Annotated in this window: 18 protein-coding genes; 12 read left to right on the forward strand and 6 right to left on the reverse strand. The window is 59.5% G+C overall.

The features are described 5' to 3' along the window. The first annotated feature begins 3 nt into the window (after positions 1 to 3). From ACP2YP_RS32685 to ACP2YP_RS32705, 5 genes are all read left to right on the forward strand, one after another. On the forward strand, positions 4 to 855 hold the full coding sequence (locus tag ACP2YP_RS32685; RefSeq protein ID WP_426420313.1) for an MBL fold metallo-hydrolase: 852 nt from the start codon (positions 4 to 6) through the stop codon (positions 853 to 855). Positions 856 to 1,066: 211 nt separating this feature from the next. Continuing rightward, positions 1,067 to 2,263, forward strand: coding sequence for a hypothetical protein (locus ACP2YP_RS32690; RefSeq protein WP_426420314.1), 1,197 nt, complete (start codon positions 1,067 to 1,069; stop codon positions 2,261 to 2,263). A 27-nt stretch (positions 2,264 to 2,290) separates the two neighbouring features. After that, complete coding sequence (locus tag ACP2YP_RS32695) at positions 2,291 to 2,947, forward strand: hypothetical protein (RefSeq protein ID WP_426420315.1); 657 nt, start codon at positions 2,291 to 2,293, stop codon at positions 2,945 to 2,947. A gap of 24 nt (positions 2,948 to 2,971) precedes the next feature. After that, on the forward strand, positions 2,972 to 4,954 hold the full coding sequence (locus ACP2YP_RS32700) for a LodA/GoxA family CTQ-dependent oxidase (RefSeq protein ID WP_426420316.1): 1,983 nt from the start codon (positions 2,972 to 2,974) through the stop codon (positions 4,952 to 4,954). Positions 4,955 to 4,959: 5 nt separating this feature from the next. Next, positions 4,960 to 6,087 carry an NAD(P)/FAD-dependent oxidoreductase gene (locus ACP2YP_RS32705; RefSeq protein ID WP_426420317.1) on the forward strand — a complete coding sequence of 376 codons (1,128 nt, stop codon included), beginning with the start codon at positions 4,960 to 4,962 and terminating at the stop codon, positions 6,085 to 6,087. A gap of 430 nt (positions 6,088 to 6,517) precedes the next feature. On the opposite strand, the gene ACP2YP_RS32710 is transcribed toward ACP2YP_RS32705, so the two are convergent. Together ACP2YP_RS32710 and ACP2YP_RS32715 are read right to left on the reverse strand one after the other, a co-directional pair. After that, complete coding sequence (locus ACP2YP_RS32710) at positions 6,518 to 6,775, reverse strand: hypothetical protein (RefSeq protein WP_426420318.1); 258 nt, start codon at positions 6,773 to 6,775, stop codon at positions 6,518 to 6,520. A gap of 604 nt (positions 6,776 to 7,379) precedes the next feature. After that, complete coding sequence (locus ACP2YP_RS32715; protein WP_426420319.1) at positions 7,380 to 7,667, reverse strand: hypothetical protein; 288 nt, start codon at positions 7,665 to 7,667, stop codon at positions 7,380 to 7,382. A 579-nt stretch (positions 7,668 to 8,246) separates the two neighbouring features. Here ACP2YP_RS32715 and ACP2YP_RS32720 point away from each other — a divergent pair. Together ACP2YP_RS32720 and ACP2YP_RS32725 are read left to right on the forward strand one after the other, a co-directional pair. Next, a complete protein-coding gene (locus tag ACP2YP_RS32720) occupies positions 8,247 to 8,465 on the forward strand; it encodes a hypothetical protein (RefSeq protein ID WP_426420320.1) in 219 nt (72 codons plus the stop codon). Positions 8,466 to 8,510: 45 nt separating this feature from the next. Next, entirely contained in the window at positions 8,511 to 8,783 is a 273-nt protein-coding gene (locus ACP2YP_RS32725) for a type II toxin-antitoxin system RelE/ParE family toxin (protein WP_426426333.1), read from the forward strand. Between the two features lie 136 nt (positions 8,784 to 8,919). Here the strand turns inward: ACP2YP_RS32725 and ACP2YP_RS32730 are convergent, their stop codons facing one another. Continuing rightward, complete coding sequence (locus ACP2YP_RS32730) at positions 8,920 to 10,005, reverse strand: glycosyltransferase family 2 protein (protein WP_426420321.1); 1,086 nt, start codon at positions 10,003 to 10,005, stop codon at positions 8,920 to 8,922. A 166-nt stretch (positions 10,006 to 10,171) separates the two neighbouring features. Here ACP2YP_RS32730 and yhhA point away from each other — a divergent pair, with 166 nt between their 5' ends. From yhhA to ACP2YP_RS32755, 5 genes are all read left to right on the forward strand, one after another. Next, entirely contained in the window at positions 10,172 to 10,354 is a 183-nt protein-coding gene (yhhA, locus tag ACP2YP_RS32735; RefSeq protein WP_426420322.1) for a YhhA family cyclophane-containing RiPP, read from the forward strand. Between the two features lie 9 nt (positions 10,355 to 10,363). Next, entirely contained in the window at positions 10,364 to 12,538 is a 2,175-nt protein-coding gene (yhhB, locus tag ACP2YP_RS32740) for a cyclophane-forming radical SAM/SPASM peptide maturase YhhB (protein ID WP_426420323.1), read from the forward strand. A gap of 199 nt (positions 12,539 to 12,737) precedes the next feature. Then, positions 12,738 to 13,520: a hypothetical protein gene (locus ACP2YP_RS32745; protein ID WP_426420324.1), complete on the forward strand. Its 783-nt coding sequence runs from the start codon at positions 12,738 to 12,740 to the stop codon at positions 13,518 to 13,520. After that, on the forward strand, positions 13,517 to 13,984 hold the full coding sequence (locus ACP2YP_RS32750; RefSeq protein WP_426420325.1) for a GNAT family N-acetyltransferase: 468 nt from the start codon (positions 13,517 to 13,519) through the stop codon (positions 13,982 to 13,984). Before ACP2YP_RS32745 ends, ACP2YP_RS32750 begins: the two co-directional genes overlap by 4 nt. 1,322 nt (positions 13,985 to 15,306) lie before the next feature. Continuing rightward, positions 15,307 to 15,654: a hypothetical protein gene (locus tag ACP2YP_RS32755; RefSeq protein ID WP_426420326.1), complete on the forward strand. Its 348-nt coding sequence runs from the start codon at positions 15,307 to 15,309 to the stop codon at positions 15,652 to 15,654. 93 nt (positions 15,655 to 15,747) lie between these two features. On the opposite strand, the gene ACP2YP_RS32760 is transcribed toward ACP2YP_RS32755, so the two are convergent. From ACP2YP_RS32760 to ACP2YP_RS32770, 3 genes are all read right to left on the reverse strand, one after another. Then, positions 15,748 to 16,239, reverse strand: a complete 492-nt coding sequence (locus tag ACP2YP_RS32760; protein ID WP_426426334.1) for an NUDIX hydrolase — start codon at positions 16,237 to 16,239, stop codon at positions 15,748 to 15,750. A gap of 155 nt (positions 16,240 to 16,394) precedes the next feature. Further along, on the reverse strand, positions 16,395 to 17,465 hold the full coding sequence (locus ACP2YP_RS32765) for an NUDIX domain-containing protein (protein WP_426420327.1): 1,071 nt from the start codon (positions 17,463 to 17,465) through the stop codon (positions 16,395 to 16,397). A gap of 66 nt (positions 17,466 to 17,531) precedes the next feature. Beyond that, the gene (locus ACP2YP_RS32770; protein ID WP_426420328.1) at positions 17,532 to 19,292 is read right to left on the reverse strand and encodes a patatin-like phospholipase family protein; all 1,761 of its coding nucleotides are present in this window, start codon (positions 19,290 to 19,292) and stop codon (positions 17,532 to 17,534) included. Between the last annotated feature and the right edge of the window lie 5 nt (positions 19,293 to 19,297).

A 19,297-nucleotide genomic window follows, 5' to 3' on the forward strand; every position in this document is an offset into this window, starting at 1 on the left:
GCCGTGCCGCTCCGTCTTGACGAGGTCAGTTGGATCCACGGCTCCGCTGATTGCACGGCGAGCACCGACCCGCCGCTGCAAGTGGTGTCGGTCGATGACGACACCCATGTGCTCCGGCAGAGCAAGTGCTTCAGTTTCGAAGCACCGTTCATGTACCTGCTGATGGGCAGCGAGAAGGCCGTGCTGTTCGATACGGGGGCCAGTCCCGACGACGGCGATCCACGGAAAATCCTCCCGATCCGCGAGGCCGTCGATACGCTGCTGTCACGGCGTGCCGAAGAAAGTCGCGCCATCAGCGAGCTTATTATAGCGCACACACATGGCCACGGCGATCATGTCTTCTGGGACAGGCAGTTTGCCGGGCGGCCCCAGACAAGGGTTATCGGCCGCGGCGTAGGCGCGGTTCAGCACGCGTTCAATCTCCCCGCCTGGCCGGAAGGGCAAGCCACGCTCGATCTCGGCAGCCGCGCGCTGGTCGTGTTGCCCCTTCCAGGCCACGTTTCCGATCACATCGCCGTCTATGACCCTCGCATGCAGGCTCTGCTGACCGGGGACACGCTCTACCCTGGCCTGCTGACTGTTGCCGACTGGGCGGCTTATCGACGCAGCGCGGCGCGCCTTGCGGCGTTCGCATCCGAGCACCCGGTTTCACTCGTGCTCGGAAACCATATCGAGATGACAAGGACGCCCGGCGAGCTTTATCCGCTCGGGACGACGTTTCAGCCCGACGAGCATCCGCTGCCGCTCAGTGCCGAAATATTCGCCGAATGGCATCAGGCCTGTGAAACGATTGGCAATTTAGCGCAACGTATAACGCGTGATCATTTCATCATCGAGCGCGCTGACCAAAGTTGAGGGAACATCGCGCGGTAGCCATGCGCAACACCAAGCGTGGCTGGTGCAGAAGAGAAGGGAGGGCGCCTTGACCACAAAACCACGTGTGCGACGGCCAGGAAAGTCAGCGGCGGATGCGCCGAGCTCCAGCGGCAGGGCGGCGCCGAAATATGATCCGGTGGGGTCCTCGCCCTACGAACAGCCAACCATCAGGAGGCCGCGCCGGGCGCGAATGGCGGCAGCGGCTTCGGCTGCAGCGGGGACGGGCTCAGCGGCCAATGTCGGCGTGCGCGGCGTCGAGATCGTGCAGGTCATCCAGGCGCTCGACAACCGTGTGCGGCTCATTGCCGGCAAACCCACAATCGTGCGCGTCTATCTCGACCCCGCCACGGTCGCTGCCTCGACACTGGTGACTGGCGAGATTTCGTGGCGACGCGCCAACGGCGGCGCTTTCTATCTCGCGGCGATGAACCGCGTGAAGCTGGATCCGGCGCGCACGCCCGATCTCATGGGACAACGCTTCGATGTCGCCGAAAGCCTGAATTTTGTTCTTCCGGCCGACGCGCTCGGCGCCGGATCGATCGAACTCCGTCTCGACCACCTCAATGTGCCGGGAGGAGAGAAGCTGCCACTCGCGGCGCAACCGGCGATGACCGCCAATTTCGTCGCAGCGCCGGTGTTGCGCATCCGGGCGATCGGGCTTCGCTATCGCAGCACGAACGCCCCGACGGCGACGATCACGCCCGGCGCAATCCATTTCGATTACCTTCGGTCCTATCTGACGCGGGCCTACCCGGTTGCCGCGCTGGAATGGTCGCAGATTGTCATCGATGGCGACCGCCTCAGGCCGCCATTCGGGGGCAATCAGTCGATCCTGGTCAACGCCCAACTATCGGCCCTGCGCACGCGAGAGATTTCATCCGGAATGGATCCACGGACCCATTATTATGGCCTGGTGGACAATGAGGCGGGCAAAAGCTTCATGCGCGGCAGCGCCCTTTACGATGAGGCGACCACCATCTTCGGCGCGGTGGCATGCGGCCCCTGCGGCGTGCCTAACGGCTGGACCGGCGACAGCGACGCGAGTTTCGCGGACTGGTACGGCGCGCACGAACTTGGCCACACGTTCCAGCGCCGGCACCCGGGCTTCCCGACCTTTGATCCTGTTCAGGGGACGGGCCAGCCCCGAGACAACCTCGAAACGACCTTTCCCTATGCCGGTGGCTTGATTAGCTCACCAGCGCAGGAGTTCGTGGGCTTCGATTTCGGCGACCCCGCCCTCGGCCTGCAGATGCGGGCGCTGCCGGGGGACATCCATCACGATGTGATGACCTATGCCGACAGCCAGTGGCTCTCGGCATATACTTATGAGGCCATTCACGATCACCTGGTCCATGAGGATACGGCGCTCGCTCCGCCGAACGCGTGATACTGGCGGACGATCAGGAGGCGAATGATGTCATACGAGAACAAAGTTATTCACATCGTCGGATCCGTCGACATCGGATCAGGTACGGGTGAATTCCTTTATGTCAATCCGGCCACCGCGGCCGCAAGCCAATCAGCAACGGCAGGCGTGGCTCCGCCCGCCAACCAGCCGCCGCAAGGCACCGGGTTCGAACTCGTCGTGGAAGCGGCGGATGGGAAGGAGCTGAGCCGCGTGCGGCCAACCATTCTCCTTCCCAGCGACGACCATGCATCGAAGACCGGGCTGATCGACCAGAACGTATCGTATGCGGAGGGCATGGCCCGTCTCGTGCTGCTGCATGATGGCAAGGTCGTGAACACGTTCGAGGCAGGCTCTCCGGAACCCACCGTGGCAGCCCGGTCTCAAGGATTGGAAATGGGCGCGGGGCCGCCTGGACATCCCGAAAAGCGATCGATGTCCATGGCCGCCCCCGATGAGCCGGGCGTCAGTTACACGATCCAGGTGCGGCCTGACGGCGAGAAAACATGGCAAACGATCGCCGTTGGCCAGAAGAGCCCGAAGGTCGTGCTTGACCGCAACCAGTTTCCTGCGGCGGAGCGTGCCACCGTTCGTGTGCTGCGCTCGACCGGCTTTGACGACAGCATCATCGCTGAAGACGAGATGGACCTTCGATTCAAGGAATAGGCGGCAGCGTACCGGGGGGACGACATGGCGGGCGTGAGTGCATCCGAGATTGCCTGGATAGGCGTCTATCCGCCGATTGGCATTGCTCGCCTGGGCAACGCGCAGGGGCAGGACGACTACACGCTGGCGCCCGAGGTGATCGGCGGAACGCCCGATGCGCGCGGCGGCTTTCAGACTGCGGCCGGCGAGATCAAACGCCAAGGGGTGCGCTTCCACGTCTATGCGCGGCTGAAGTCAGGCGAGACCATCGAACTCGTCCAGGGCCCGGACGTGAAGATCTCCTGGCGCGTTGAAGTCGCCAATCTCAAAGCCGGCTGGTACCAGTTCAACCAGGCCATGGACCTGCCGGCGCAGTTCGTGGTTCCAGCGGCGCGGCGCAACGTGGACTATGCTCGGCGGCGTGAGCTCGACATTCGCCCGGCAGCGCGGCAGATCAGCGGTCTGAACCTGTCCGGGCCCGAATTCCGTTTCGACGATGGGCAGATTCTCAATTTCTTCGTCACGCTTGGCGAGCTACGAACCGACGACGCCGGGCGGCTCATTTTCCTGGGCGGTTTTGGCAGGTCGGCGCCGTTCTACACCAGTATGCGCCCCGTCACCTTCGCCAACAACGATCGTTGGTATGACGACACATGCGACGGGCCGGTGCGCGCGCGCGTAACCGTGGGCACCACGGAATTCGAAGCTGATCCCGGCTATGTGGTCGTCACGCCGCCCAATTTCGCCCCCGGCCTTAACGGTCTCGTGACGATGGACGACACCGTCCGGGAGGCGTTCATGGCAGCCGGCTGGCTCGCCCGACCGACGTCGACAAGTTTCTCGCACGACATTTGGCCGATCTTCGACCGTCTAACCGCGCTGCAGTGGATCAATCACGGATTCCTTGTCGCGCACGGCGTGGGGTCGCCGCTCGATGCGCGGGCCGTCTCGGTGATCTCACGCCTCGCCGACGCCAGTCCCGGGAACGAGTCATGGCGCCAACAGGTATTTGCCTTGTTCCGCCCGGTATCTCCCGGCCCCGGCTCGCAACGGCAGATACCCTACATATACGGCGACCTTTTTGGTGAGGCCCGCGACGTCGATCAGACCTTTCTGTCGGTCACGCCTACAATGTTCGCACACCTCGATCGGTGGGCCGCGGGCACGTTTGTGTCCGATTGGCAGGGACCACCGTCGCTACCGGACTTCGCGGCCCTCTCCGCCGATGCGCAAGTATCCCAGCTGATGCGCGCGGGCCTGACCGAGTGCCTCGGCGGCCCGTTCCACCCAGGCATCGAGCTTACATGGCCGATGCGGCGGCCTGAGCTGTGGGCGCTGCATCACGCGGCCCAACGCGGCGATCGCCTGCTGTATAGATTGAACCTTGTGCCCGAGGGCGAAGCCGTGCGCCAGGATTTCGGTTCACAACTGACGCGGGACACATGCCTCGGACCCGCAGGCCCGATCACAGCCGCCGGCCCCGGTGCGCTCACGCGCTGGCTCGGCCTGCCCTGGCAGACCGACGAAGCATCGTGCAACTCCAGCGCCGATTACTCCCCTAGCACATATTTGTCATTCCCGAGCTTCTGGGGCGCGCGCGTGCCCGACCAAGTGCTGAGCTCTGCCGCTTTCGAGCGAGCGAGCGCTAACGTCACCGATCCGTTTGATGACCCAAAGCTGCAACGTCTCAAGCACGCGTTGCTGCGGGAGGACTGGCTGCGCGACGTGCGCGGCCGCACCTATTACGAGCGCATTGACAAGATGGTTCAGCTATGGGCAACGCTCGGGATGGTCGAACCACGCCAAACGCCGCAGGCGCTGCGCGACGTTGGCTTCCCGGAAACAGTCCACGTGGAGACTGGCCGCGATCGCGCGAATGCCGGCTCCGACGAAAAAATTGCCTTGATTACCCGGATCGAGTCGCTGCGGGAGCGGACACCGGAGCCGACTCCGTCCCAAGCGGGCCTCGAAGCGCCGCCCGAACCGATCACGCCGCCGCGCCATCAGTTCCGTCAGGGTGAGGTGTGAACGGCGTGGACGACGACCGCGTCTGGGACGTTCTCGTGGTCGGCGCTGGCCCGGCGGGAGCAGTCGCCGCCGCGGCTCTCGCGGTGCGGGGTCTGGTAGTCGCACTCCTGGAGAAAGACCTGCAGCCTAAGGGCAAGCCCGGTGAGGTACTGACGCCGAACGCCATTCCTATTCTGTCTCATCTCGGTCTCCTCGACCTTATCGAAGCGAATGGCAATCTGGCATGTCCCCTCGCATGCATCGATCGCGCATGGTCGATGGCTCGGCCGAACCGCGAGCATTTTCTCGGTCACCCGGGCGGGCGCGCTTGGGTGATCGACCGCGTCGCCCTCGAACAATTGCTCGTGAGCCGAGCCATGAGGGCCGGCGTCCATGTGTTTCCCGGCCATCACGTTCGCGGTCTAAGCCGCCGCAATCGATATTGGTCTGTGCAGAGCCGTTCGAGGAATGGTCTGGCCTCCCTGCGTGCGGCGTTCGTGGTCGACTCAAGCGGGCCTACGTCGACATTAGCTCGCCGGCTCGGTGCGAAACGCAAGAGTCTCTTTCGCCTCCTCGCCGTTCATGTCCAGTCCGCGCCCGGCACAGAAAGGCAGAGCGAACCGGCGTCACTGACCGTCGAAGCCACTGGGGTCGGATGGTGGTACGCGGTATGCGGCCCGGGGCAGACGCATACCTGCGCCCTGTTCACCGGTGATCCCGCCCGCGCCCGAAGCGACGCCGCGCGGTCAGCCCTTCTCGCTGCGCTTGACGACACAAATTCGCTTCCTCGCTGGACCAGGGAACTGGTTCGTAGCGGCCATGTGAAGAGCGTCGACGCCTCGCCGTCGCTGCTCGATCATCCTGCCGGTGAGGGTTGGCTGGCAATCGGCGACGCCGCCGCAAGCTTTGATCCGATCGCATCTCAAGGCCTTGCGAACGCGTTAGCATCGGCGGTGGACGGTGCAGAGGCAATCGGCCGCCAACTCCTCGGCGATTGCGTCGCTATGGAGGCCTTCGCCGTACGGACTGCTGAAACATGGCACCATTCTGTGCGGCAGCTTTTTTCGATTTACCAAGCAGCCGCACACTGCTGGCCAACACCTTTTTGGCAAGCGCACCTTCCGCTCGCGGCAAGGACGCGGTTGAGAATGTGACGTCGCCCGAAATCGTTCGCCCGCCGCATCCACCGACTTATTGCTCGGCCGACTGAGCGGGACAGAGCTATTGCGAGTTGGGCCCACGCCATGGGCTCAGATGTGCCACGAGGCTGAATAAGCCGGCACGCTCGCTCAAAGCAAGCAATCGGGCGTCCTTACTAGGTGCGGATCGTTCGTCGATACGCATGACAAGACCCTCCCTTGACCTCGCGACATTACGATAGGTCGATCTCGGCCGAGATTTCGAGTCAGAGCAGGGTTCGATTCCGGTCGAGGCGATTGTGGAGACCGGAACGGCATGGCGCGCGCCTACGCGCTGGAGAGCCTGATATTTTATTTTTGCCAGCGATACCGCGTGTCATCTTGTTGGTATTCCTGTTGGTATCGGCAGCAATCGACGAAGTAAATTACCTTTGCATTCAAATGGTTATGGCAGCGGTTGAGTATCGGCCAGGGTCATTGAAGGTGGGCTCGGCTGATTTTTCACAAAGGGATCGATCTCGGCAGAGCCAACCCATAACCCAATCAACAATCCGGCAATCCCGGCCAAAGCGACAAATCCATACAGCGAAAGTGATCTTTCATGGAGCTTCCGTAGGCGAGTTACTCCGCCGTTGGCCGCGTGTTCAAGGTGCCGATCCTGCACACTCGGATCAGTATCAATGGTTGTTGATTTCTGATTCAAACTGTATGCCCCGCGTATTCGGCGCAGTGACAAGACGAGCCAGGCGCAATCGGTGCGTTGCTTTGGACAGCGCATAAGCCGCGCGGCGTCTCGCACCAGGCAAAAAATCCATTTGGCGGAAGGGGCGGTAAGACATTGAAGCCGAGGGGGGTCCTCCGCGCAAATCCTTTTCTTGCGCTCGGCCAGGTTCAGCCAGCGGGACGCCTAACAAGATACCAACTATCACTGACCAACCAAATCGCACCGGAGCACCCGCAAATTCGGAGCCCCGCCGGAAGCCGCATGCAGCTTATAGCTGCTGCCGTTGTATGTTCCGAAGATACCTCCTAAGCTAGAAAATACAAGTCTCAAGGGTGAGGTCATGAGACTCATCGGCATTACGACCTTTGTGGCAGCTCTTCTTTTATTAAGCTCGGCTTTTTCACAGTCAGCACAGCGGATAACGATCGGTAAGGATGCGCTTGCATTTCATGAGGACAAATTTCTAGACCTCAACATGAAAATGGAAGCTGCCGTTGTGGCTGATGCAGAGATCCTCGTCGAATTGGTGGGGCTCCCCAATGTCGCAAAGATTAATGCCTTGAAGCTGCAGATACGAAGAATACTAGGGCTCAAGAATGCTGTGGCGCTCGAGGGTGGAGGTTACCGAACTATCGCTTACGATCCAGAATGGGCCTCCGGCGACACCCCCGGTTTTTATTTGGCACTCGGGCACGAAGCCGGACATCATTTCTGTGGCCATTCCATCGGTAACGTTCACGGCAATCGGTGGCAAATCGAATTGGAGGCGGATCAGTTCGGTGGTGCGGCCATTCGTCGGCTTGAGGTCTATCATGGCCAAACGCTGTTTGCGCAAGTATTCGCGGCGGCAACAAAGAAATATCCAGAACAAGGTTGGTTCCTAAACCCGCCCCGTGCGGCGCGGCTGGAAGCTCTTAGGCTAGGATACGAACAAGGGATCGCACTGTGGCGATCTAGCCGCCGTTGTGGAGCCGGGCTACGTCCCCAGCGGGCGTGCCACTGGAGGGGGACCAGGCCGGTTCGAACCGGGCCAACTTCTTATGAGCGAGCACTAAGGTGGAGGCGTACGCAGGTCTCTGGAATTGAGGTGAGCAGGCGGCTCAATCTCGGCGCTCTGTGGACGTATGTTTGGCGGGCTTACGTTTCGCACGGGGTCGGGTCGCTACGCAGGCGAGCCGCACCAAGCCATAGCGACTAAAACATCTGCTGCGGCCAAAGTTTCGACTGCTCTGCCTGATAGCAACTTCCTTGCGCATTCGAGATTGGAAAAGCCGCGGTTCAATGAATGCGACCCGATGGTTATCCTGAAGGCGACGGGACCAGGCTCGAAAGGTGCGGCAACCGCTCCTTCAGGTGTACTGCGCTGTCGTACTGGAGCCCCTCGTTCAACCACTTTGGCGCCTATTTGAGCCCGCGAGCCGTTTCGTGTCGAATGTGCTATACTGTTGCCATGACCAAGCAACTGGAAAAGGCCTTCCAAAGGGTATCGGAATTGCCTGAAGCAGCGCAAGAAACCATTGCCGGGGACCTGCTTGAACACGTTGAGAGCATGGAGCACCTCGTGGCGCAGCTTCAGCAGGGAATCAGTTCTCTTGATGACGGACACGGGGAGGCTGCGGACATAGATGAGTTAATCCGGGTCGCTCGCGCACAGCATGGGGAGCACTAGCCGGCGTGTGTACTCTCGCCGGAAGCAAAACAGGATCTACTCGCGATCTGGCACTTTGGGGCAGAGGCGTGCTCTCCCGAACAGGCCGATGATCACCAGGGAAAGATTGAGCGCACCTTCGACAAACTGATGCGCAACCCCGAGCTTGGACGCAAACGAGACGATCTCATTCCGGAGCTGCGGTCGATGGTTGTAGCGCCGCACCTAATCTTCTGTCGGATCTCAGCGCTATCGATTCAGATAGTCCGTGTGCTCCACGCGCGCTTCGACACTAAGGTGCACTTCCGACACACCAAGCCCGAGAAGGGGCACGATTGATTTAGTAGCGGTTCGCGTGTCGTAAATCTGACTACGGATTTTCTAAAAACGACTTGGTTGAGCCAAACATCGGCGTAAGCGTCGCAGAACAGATATTGCGCGACCCAGAAACCATCAGGCAGCCGTCGGACTGAGTTTAGCTTGACTGGAGCAGCTGCCCCAATACTTGCGGCTCGCGATCGATGATGTCGAATGCACGCTCGAATAGGGTGGCAGAGTTTCGCACGACCTCGTCCATCGATAAATCATTCAATAGTGCAAACAGCGCCGCGAAGCTGGTCTCCGCTGCGCTCGCATTCGCCTTTAAGGCATTGACATATCGCGGAAGAACTCCAAACAAAATGAGGGCATGCGCCTGCCGCGTGAAGATTGCTTGATCCATTGTTGCCCCCACTTCATTAGCTTCTATCTCAGCGAGGGTCGTTGGCCCATGGTAGGCAGCTTTCCATGCTGCGTACCATTCCCTTTCACGCGGAAAGCCCGAGGTAATGAAATTGAAGACGGGATCGGCTAGTAGTTTACGACGTGAATGGTGGGCCATCGCATCGACCACGTTGATCAGTATTGCGCCCTCAAGTTTCGCTTTAATGTACAATCGCGAACTCTCAGCCAGTATCTCCTCTCCCCTGCTGTTGAACTCTCGGACATGGCCGCCCCATCGCAGGTAATCTGAAAGAAGGTAACCAGAGACGTTGTCACTGAGGATGACATCTGCATCCTCCGGTACGCGGTACTTTTCCGTAGGAATATCCACGCGCTCGGTAAGATGAACGAACCGAGGGTACGATCGGGCGAAGCTCGGAGGCGCGCTTGAGGACCCTTGCAAAAAGAAGTTGTTTTGGTCCTTGGCAGCCGACCGCATGGCCGATAGGTATCCATCACAGTAGTACGTGTCGGCATCAGCTTGCAGCACTAGCAGCTCCGAAGGCTCGATGCTCAACGTCGCCGCAAGGACTTCAGCTGTAGCGGCCCCCTTCGTCCGGGCTGGCACATAACCTCGCCGCGGCTCCCGAACAGTGATGACCGAATCCTTCTTCGAATGCTCGCAAATGCGCGTCATCACCTCCCACGTTCTATCTTGAGATCCATTATCAACCAGGATCAGCCAGCAATCTCGAGGAGTCGCGGCTGCAGAAATACCAAACCCAAGAGACGTACAGGTCTCGCTCAGCAAGTGTTCTTCGTTTAAACTCGGGACCACGATGCAGGTAGGCTTGGTCATTATTCTAACCTTATCCAAGCACCAGGATATACTGAGCTACACCCGAGACGGACGCCGATATATTCCGTTCGACGCGAGAAATAACTGTTGAATGTGGGGCGCCGTCTCGATTGCAAGTTGCACAGATCCATCCTACACTGATACGGCGAATCGAGGGAGATTTCAGATGGCTGTCGTACAAGACGATGAGTTGACGCCGCCAAACCAAGATGTGCGCTCGAGTTTGTTGCGCTCTGGCTCCACGAACCCAGCCATTCAGCGGTTACAGCAACGGGTGCTGGAAGGGGTCGACGCGAGCCAGGTCATCACCAGCTATGACCGCATGCACCATCGGCACAGTCGGTCCTAAAGTGGCGACGTGGCGCCTCCCAAGATCACCTCGTTCCTGATCAAGCTGGCGTCGCGCTGCAACCTCGACTGTGATTACTGCTACGTCTATCACCATGCCGACCAGAGCTGGCGCTCCATGCCCCGGTTTTTGTCAGCGAGTGACCGCGTTGATTTTGCCAGCCGGCTGGCAAACTATGTCCGAGATGAAAAAATCGACCGCTGCGCGGTAATCCTCCACGGAGGCGAGCCTCTCCTTGCGGGAGCCGAGGCCATCGTGGAATTTGCCAAATCCCTACGAAGCGCCGTGGGTCCCTCTGCGGCAGTCGACATCGGGTTGCAGACGAACGGCTTAAGCCTGACGGATGAAGCGGCAGGCGCGCTCGAACGAGCGGATGTTGCCGTTTCGTTGAGCCTAGACGGCCCGGAAGAGGTAAACGACCGGCACCGAAAGACGAGAAAGGGGCGATCGAGCTTCAAACGAACGCTAGCTGCGCTCGAGCGCCTCAAGAAGCGCCCAACGATCTTTTCAGGAATCATCGCGGTAGTAGATGCTCAGGTTGACCCTGAAACGCTATTTGGATTCTTCGATCGGCATAAGCCACCCAAAATAGATTTCCTACTGCCTGACTCTCACCATCTTAGACCTCCACCTGAGCGAGATTTACACCCGACGCTGTATGCCGATTGGCTCGTCCGCGCGTTCGACCTTTGGTTCGACCGATACCCACATTTGCGTGTTAGGACATTCGAGGCGTTGTTGGACGCGGTAGCTGGACTGCCGTCTGGAACTGACGCCTTTGGTCTTGGCGATGTGAGCTTGCTGACGATCGAAACCGACGGTTCCTACCACGATCTAGACGTGCTGAAGGTTGTTGCAGAAGGCGCAACCAAGCTAGGGGGATCAGTCCGAGATACCGACATCGCCAGCATCGCCTCATCGCCGGCCATTGCTGCGCATCGACGGTTGCTGACGAAGGCCGGACTGAGCCAAATGTGCCAAGCCTGTCCTGAAGTTGGCGTCTGCGGTGGCGGGTCCGTTCCCCACCGCTTCGGACCGAATGGTTTCGCGAATCCCAGTGTTTATTGCACAGAGATGCTTTCGCTCATTCGGCACGTCCGAACGCGTCTTTCCGAAGCTCTTGCGCAGCAAACGACCCTCGCTCTCCCGAGCAGCGGAGCCAAGGCTGACGAGTTTGATTTTCAATCCTTCGAGCGAGCCGAAGATGCCTGTGAGATTATAGAGGATCTATGGCGAAACTCGAGCGCCGAGCAGAGCGTTAAATTCTGCTCCGCACTGGACCTCATCCTTAATTCTAACCCAGATACGTCCTCGCCGGTTCGTCAGCTGCGAGCGTTGGACCAGGAAGCCATCGAAGTCCAAGCGAGCCGCCCGGGTTGCGTCGCTTGGCAGAGAACCATTGTCAGTGCATCGGTGGGAAAGAAGGTGTTCGCCGTAGATGGCACCCAGTTGCACGCAGATGCTTCGTATTTAGGATACATCGAGCGAACGCATCGACTGTATCAAGCCGGGTTGCAGGTCGCCGCAGCTGATCCGTGGCTTCGCGCACCATTTGGCAGTGCCATTCTGTTCGAACCAGAGGAGATTGCCGAGACAGCCCGTCCCCTGGTGCAACAGGCCTTGAACATAATTGCTCAATGGCGTCCTGCATTGGAAACTGAGCTTCGGCGCATATGCAAGGACGTTCAGTTCGTTCGGGATCCGACAGCCGATCCAGAGAAGATCGTTTCGTTCAGCGATAACGTCGTCCCGGGAGCACTGTTCGTCTCTGTGACGCGAGGCAATCGCCTTATTGACCCTTACGATTTGGCAGATTCCCTAATCCATGAGCACCGGCATCAGAAGCTCTATTTGCTTGAGCGACTTTTTCCGATGATTGAGCCCACCGATCTTAAGGTGATTTCGCCTTGGCGAGCGGACCTCCGACCCCCTTCAGGGCTCATGCATGCTATCTTCGTTTTTGTTGAACTCAGACGTTTTTGGCAGCACGTGCGAGAGGCCGGCCCGACCTATCTAGCGCAGCGCGCTATCAATCAATTGCGAGAGACCGACGCTAACCTTCAGGAAGGTCTCCGCACACTCCGCTCGTGCCCGCTTACTTCAGCGGGCAAAGCCCTCGCCCAAGTACTTGAGACCGCTCGAACGGCGCCGCGTGCAGCGGCCCGACTGCATGCTACACGTTAGCTCCCATCTCCTCCCCTCTTCGCCTAGCGAGCAACACGCTCGATTAAGAGACTATTTTTGCGACATCGACGCGTATGCAACGGAAGCAGCTGGAGGGTGGGACCTCTCTCTTGCTTGGCCGGCGGCCATTGACCGACACGTCGACCTCGAACTTTTGAGTGGGTTGAGCTGGTGGGGAGACGGGACCTCTCCCTCGACGATGGTCTACGCGCGCCGGCGACGCGGTCGTATTTTGACTAGCCTCTATGATACATGGACCCTGCAGAGCTGGTCTGAGTGGCTCTCGCGCAGGCCCGACGCCCAGACGGAAAGTGTCATCATCTTGCATGTTGATGATCATCGGGATCTTGCTGCGCCTCGTTTGTTCATCGAAAGTGACGGCTGGGTTGATGCCATCAGCGGTTGTCCCGTAGATCTACGCAGTCCAGCGACAGTGGAAGCCGCGATCTTGAGTGGCGCCATCGGGATGGGTAGCTTTCTCACACCGTTCTTGCATGCGTGCCCGCACGCAGAAGTGCGCCATCTTTGTCAGCCGCCGAAGGTGACAAGGACTCAGGACTACCTAATCAGGACTTCCGAGCTGCCCGACACCTTACTGCGGCCCGGCGCGCCGCGGCCGGCCATCGATCTCATTCCGAGTCCAGTCCAGGTGGGTAGCGGCTTCTACCGCGCAACTTGCGAGCACACCGCATGGCTTGAGAATCTTGGCCCCGGGCCAATCCTGCTGCATATCGACATGGACTATTTCAATAATCGCTACGATGGCGATAGCCACTGGCGAATGCGGTCCTCAGCGGGGCAGGACGCTTCAGAACAGGAAATTCAGCATCAGATTGCGCAACTCCTCGCTGCGTTGCGGAATTCCGGAGCGAGCAGTAGAATTGAAGACGTCGTGATATCCTATTCGCCGGGATTTTTCCCAGCCGAGCTGTGGCAGGACTCCGATGAGCGCCTGCGCACCGGTCTCGAGACAATTCTATGAAAGTGGTAAAGCGCAAAACCACCGCCCGCCGTCCAACACGGCCAACTCCAAAACCTCGGGTCACGCGTCCAAAAAAGAATGTAGCGCCCGTACCACCCGAGAACGTCACGCTCGTGCGCACGAAGGGTAGTCAAGAACGCGGCGGCGGCCCCGGCGGCGAAGCGTGGCGTATCGAAGTACACGGCAAGAGGGCCGGCATCGTGTTTATAAACGTTATCGATGAACCTCCGTTCGGGAAGCACGCCTCTATCCAAATCTACCTCAATCTTCCCCATCAAGGACAGAAGATCGGTCGGGTCGCTTATCGCCGAGCCGCGGAGGCAAGTTCTCACGACACGATCTATGCACACATGCGCAAATCAAACATTGCCTCTCGTCGCGCAGCCGAAGAAGCAGGTTTTCAGGACGTCACCCCGCGGAATCATGCTCAGCTCATCATGATAAGACGGCGATCTGAGCCGTGAAGGCAGTGCTTCCGATTCCTTGCTGGCTCAAGCGGTCAGCACGAGTGGACATCGCGCAGTTGTGCCACGGGATCCGCCCAGTAATCCGAACGGAGCTCTCTGCTCCCAGAGACAATGCAGCTGTGCATCGTTGGATTGCGCGCCTCGGTTTATATAGCGTCAGCGACGGCGATGGCTTCGTTTGCATTTCCCGGATTCCCTATCTTGCGCGTGGCGTCCTCGCACTTGATCGAAGTGTAGCCAACCACACATTCGAACTCGGCATCCGGCTGGGATACCCGTTCTGTTGCTGCAGAAGAGCGGCAGAAATTGGCGAGGAGGGGCTAGATGCAGCGGCTCTCGCGTTCTTACCCGACCATTTTTCCGGGCGATTTAAGCTAATTGATCCTAGCCGATATCTTGAGGGCAAAGCGTTTATCAGCCATATCCCCTGTTCACCGCGATGCCAAGCCTCCCTCCGGATGGCAACGGTGCTCTATCAGCGCTGCTGCGCCAAGCGAAGGCTATCTTTGTTGCGGGATTTGTCGCCGTTCTAAGATCGGCGGCTTTCGGACTGGCTCACACGTTCAGAGCCGCTACACTATGCTCGACACAATCACTCAGCGTCGCGCTCGTTATAGGTCCATGTTATCTGTGGCGCGGCTGCGTCATGGCGAACGTCTGAACGAAGGCAGCTGACTAGCGTCAGAATGCTTCTGAGTACGTAGGTGCCTGAAGACGCGCGCCTGTCAGGTGCTAGTATTTAGCTGTGATCGACAAATCACATCGTCCGGTGCACCAAAGATCATCATCTACACCTTTCCACCGCCGGACATCCGTCCCTCCTGTCTTAATTAGGCGCGCAGTTTCGCCGCTGATCGCGAAGGGAATGCGGTGAAATGACTTACCCGTTCAGCCGCGGAATCTCCTCTTTGATTTATGACTCCGATCAAGACTTTACTAGGCGAGCTCGCAAGTCGCATAGCCGCAATCGGCCTTGCTGCTGTGGCTGCTGCCGTACTAACGTACTTCCCATCGGAGGCTTACGCTGGGATCAAACGGCTTCTTGGTCCATTGCCTGGCCAACCCGCTTCCCGTCGGGCTCAGACGCCGAAGCTTGCTGCTTTGCAGTTTGTTGCGGCGCGGATGATTGGGCTGCAGGACGAAGATCGCGCGGCTCGGGCGTCCTTGCCTGAGGCGGAGTGGTAAGCGGCAGGGGTGAAGTCGGCCTGGCAGTTTCCTGCGGGCTTGAGGGTTGCTGGACCAGAGCCATTGGTCGCGAAGGCGGCGGGGCGGACAGGCTCGTCCCGTGCGCAACGAGGCCGGCGACCGCGAGCGGCGCAATGATCTTGCCCTTCATTTTGCCCTCCGCGATCGAGATTTCCGCAGGCAGAGTTGGAAAGGAGCGCACCGAGCGGAAGCTGAACAAGCAGCAGTTTGGCGGTGTTCTGTTGGATTTGATGTTCGATCCCGCAACGAAGCGAAAGGCTGAGCATCGGCCGATCGTGCGGTTTCTGGACAAGGTGGTCGAATGCGCGGTCCGCAATCCGCAGCCGGTGACGCATGCGCCCTGGCAGTACAATCAGCTCACCGGTTATTTTGGCACGCTCCAACCCGGCGCCGTCGCAAGGCGCAAGCATCCCTTCCAGCTGCACAAGCGCCGCGGCAGAGCCAGATCCAATGCCACGTGATGCATATGGACGCCGGTCTGGCGCCGATATGAGATCATGAGTATCCGGCAGAGACGTTGCTTTCCGGCGTCGCGGCCAGAGCCTGGCAAAGGCCTAGAATTTCAGGGCAAATTCCGGCTGAGAGATGTAGTTGGCTACCCTTCCGTAGAGGGTCGGACCAAGCACATCATGGACCTTGTCTGCGGGAATCCAGTTGGCACTTTTGACCTTGGCGTCCTTGACGTCCAAGACTTCGCTCTCGATCGCGCGAAATCCGACATAGTGGACCTGCACTCCCGACACCGGGTGCCGCCGCTTGCCGATCACGAAAGCCTCGCCCGCAACGACGCCGGTTTCCTCGAGCAGCTCCCGTTGAGCCGCGTGCGGGACGGACTCCTGCTTTTCGACTTTTCCGCCGGGGAAGACCCATTTCGGGCAACGACCATCCTCGTCGGACCGCTGAATGATGAGCACATCCCTGCGAGGTCCGCGATCGCGAACCACAACAGCTAAGGCAACTTTCCAGGCACCCTTGGTTGGCATCGCGCTGTCAGCACCGTTAAAATGCTGTCTTCTCAATGGCTTGATTGTACCCACCTCGGGCACTGCGATCAATCAGGGTTTCACTACGCGCCGCCCGGCTTTTCCGCAAGAGTGGCATGCGTTATTTCTCGCAACTGCAGCAAAAATGCTGCACTGCTATTTTGGATTGAAATCGAGCGAAATCCGGGCAAGAGCCTGCAAAACCTTGAGAATCGGCGCTACGCGCCCTTTTCCCGTGTCCTGAGGAATTTTTCGACCTCCGGCGACAAATGCGGTCCGACAGCTCGTATCGCAAGGTCGATCGGCGTCCACTCGACCGCCGCGTTCTCAACCGGATCGCCGTTGACGATGTGAAGATCGCCGGCCGGCGCCAGATGATAATAGACGCAGTGGAAGTTGGTGAGAGGATGGACGCGCTCGCCAATCTTCTCGACCACCGTGCAGGCAATACCTGCCTCTTCCTGCACCTCTTTCTCGATCACATCACGTTCGCCGTCCGTCGGCCATTTCTTCCCTGAGGGAAACATCCAGTTCAATTGCTCGGCATTCCTATTCCGCTTGACGAGCAGAACCTTCCCGTCATGGGGAACGATGCCGATGACGATGCGAAACGAGGCGACATTGGTCTCCTTGATGACCTCCGCAAGTCCCTGATCGCGAGCGGTCTTGTCGCGCACGCCGGACCGCAAAGCTTCCGCCTCGAGGATGGAGCCCAGTTCGTCGGCCGATAGCGGCGCGTCGGTGGCGCGGCGCAAGCCGGCGATTGTCAGCTCGCCATAGCGCTTGGGCAGCGTGATCTTGCCGATCGGATCGAGCGCGAAATAGTCGGTTTCCGATTGCCGCGAGCCTTCCATATGTTGCCTCAACAACCCGGCCGCCGTTTCGGTGATCCAGATCCGGCCCGGCGGGGTCACCGGCTCGACGCGCGCCGCCGTGACGACGGTGCGTCCATAAAAACCAGGTCTACCTGTAAGCCGATCGTCACTCTCTTGCATCTCTCCGTGATGAACCGATATCCGAATGTCGAGCTTGCGCAGTCCAAGCCGGGACCATCGCAGGTTCTTGAAGAAATCCTGAAGGATGAGTGCAGCTTCGCAGATCTCGGAGATCTGGTCTGAGACGAGAACGATGCCGTCGCCCCAGGTATTTCGATGCGAGATCGACAGATCCTTGATGCGATCCGCGATCATATCCAAAACTTTTTCTGAAAAGATCCGCATCTCTTCATCGTCGAGCCCGCTATAACCTTTGACATCGGCAAACAAGATACTCGCAGATCTCCAGCCCATCTATTTCTCCCCGTTATTCTCACGATTGACGAAATTATTAAACTTCGGTCGCTGGCACTTGCGGACTTAGGGCGCGAACGCCGCTTTGACATCGCTGATCGCTTCCATGATGAATTCCATTGCCTTTTTGGACGCCAAAGTGGTCCCATATTGTCGGGCGCCCAGTCGGAGCACCGGCCCGATCCAACTGTCCTGTGTCACCGAGGCAAGGTCGATGTCGACCAGCGCCTTGACGACGGCGCCGGCTCGCTCGTTGATGCGCTGCTCGAGCTGCTCGATCGGAATTTCATTGGGGCGCGGCAAGTCGACGGGCTCAATCTCGATCGGTTGGCAAAGCGCCTCGGTTAGCGGAATGATCGGCAAGCCGAACGTATCGGCCTGATGATCGACAGTCTTTGCAAACTGCTTCTTGCGAAGGCGGCGGTCTTCGTTCGGTCCCAGCGTGCCCGTCTGCGCGCTCGGATCGCGAACATGCCAGGGGTCGCGATCGCCACGAAATCCGACGAACAGCGGATTGGTCTCGGGTAGCGCGAAATACCATCTGAGAAAGGCCTGGGCGTTGCGGCGACCGAGCAGATAGTCGTGCCGGCGGAATGACTGGTGCAGAAAGCCACCAAAGCCGCCGAGCGACCCGCTTGCGATCGGGTATCTGACGGCGGCAGGGTTATTCGCGGCCGGCCTGATGGGCGAGATGATGAAGCGGGAAAAGACGGCGTCGCTCTCGGCGAGCGCCAATTCGTCCGGCTTGAACCGGGCCTGGTCGATTAGCGTGGAGAGAAGCTGCGGCAGAATATGGACGAGGCGGTCATTCGCGTCGGCATCCGGCATATGCGCCCGGTTCGGAAACGGAGCGACGAGGATGACCGCCTTGTTCGCCCGCTCGCCATTTCTCTCGTTTCGTCCACCGCCGGCGAGATAACGGCGCGCGAGCTCGAGCGGCTGGTTATCGATGGTGCCGCCATCGACCGAAAGAAACGAGTATTGGGATTGCCGATCGAATACGGCGCTTGGGCCGATCGGTCGAAAGCCGCGATCAAGGCTGTCGACGCCGACCCGGACCGCCGTTTCGTAGTCGTTTCCCGCCCGGCTGAGAAGACGAGGCGCGAGACCGATCGGAAAAGCTCCGGTCGCGAGCGCGGCGGCCTTGAAGAGGTCCTGCTCCGCCGCGAGGGGGCTGCGGATGCCGAGCGGATGGGATCCCGCGGTCGCCGGCCGATCGAGCGCGATGCTAAAGTCGAGATAGTCGCCATGATTGAGCATGCCGAATTGCTCCAGCGCGCTGGCACCGAAGACCGAAAACGAGTACGGCACGCCGCGCAGATTGGTCAACGTAAGCAGGACGCGCAGCGTCCGGTCGTTGCCGCTGCCGATCCAGTTCGGCTGTCGGATCTGGCTTGACATGTTCACGACATCGTTGACGATGTCCTCCAAGACGGAGCAACACAACGCCGATTTGACGCCGTTCTTGTCGCCTCCCCGGTCGAGATCCGTGGTTTCGAGCAGCCGCTCGATCGAGATGTCGGTGACCCAGCTGGAATAGAGGCGGTTGGCGGACTTCGCTGGGACCGGTCGTCCGGGCCAAACATGCTCGATGTCGTGAAAAGCGTGGAGCGCTGCGATCGCGGCAGTCATTCCGCCGGCCGAGGCGCCGGCCATGACGGGAATTCGCACGTCGTGGGTAGGTCCCTGCCAATCCGGACGCAGCTTTGCCTTGTCATAGGCTTCCAGCGCTTCCATGACGAAATCGACCACCCCCGCAGAATAAGCACCGGCGGAAATCGCGCCAGCCATGGCAAAACCGCACTGAAATTCCGGATTCTCAGCCATTCCTT

Source organism: Bradyrhizobium genosp. A, from assembly GCF_049949275.1.
Taxonomy (GTDB): domain Bacteria; phylum Pseudomonadota; class Alphaproteobacteria; order Rhizobiales; family Xanthobacteraceae; genus Bradyrhizobium.

Excerpts from the sequence above, each read along its gene's own strand:
- ACP2YP_RS32690 (WP_426420314.1), top strand. The coding sequence starts at position 1,067 with ATGGCGGCAGCGGCTTCGGCTGCAGCGGGGACGGGCTCAGCGGCCAAT.
- ACP2YP_RS32765 (WP_426420327.1), bottom strand. The coding sequence starts at position 17,465 with ATGGGCTGGAGATCTGCGAGTATCTTGTTTGCCGATGTCAAAGGTTAT.
- ACP2YP_RS32745 (WP_426420324.1), top strand. The coding sequence starts at position 12,738 with ATGGTCTACGCGCGCCGGCGACGCGGTCGTATTTTGACTAGCCTCTAT.
- ACP2YP_RS32770 (WP_426420328.1), bottom strand. The coding sequence starts at position 19,292 with ATGGCTGAGAATCCGGAATTTCAGTGCGGTTTTGCCATGGCTGGCGCG.
- ACP2YP_RS32755 (WP_426420326.1), top strand. The coding sequence starts at position 15,307 with ATGATCTTGCCCTTCATTTTGCCCTCCGCGATCGAGATTTCCGCAGGC.
- ACP2YP_RS32700 (WP_426420316.1), top strand. The coding sequence starts at position 2,972 with ATGGCGGGCGTGAGTGCATCCGAGATTGCCTGGATAGGCGTCTATCCG.
- ACP2YP_RS32750 (WP_426420325.1), top strand. The coding sequence starts at position 13,517 with ATGAAAGTGGTAAAGCGCAAAACCACCGCCCGCCGTCCAACACGGCCA.
- yhhA (WP_426420322.1), top strand. The coding sequence starts at position 10,172 with ATGGCTGTCGTACAAGACGATGAGTTGACGCCGCCAAACCAAGATGTG.
- ACP2YP_RS32695 (WP_426420315.1), top strand. The coding sequence starts at position 2,291 with ATGTCATACGAGAACAAAGTTATTCACATCGTCGGATCCGTCGACATC.
- ACP2YP_RS32720 (WP_426420320.1), top strand. The coding sequence starts at position 8,247 with ATGACCAAGCAACTGGAAAAGGCCTTCCAAAGGGTATCGGAATTGCCT.
- ACP2YP_RS32730 (WP_426420321.1), bottom strand. The coding sequence starts at position 10,005 with ATGACCAAGCCTACCTGCATCGTGGTCCCGAGTTTAAACGAAGAACAC.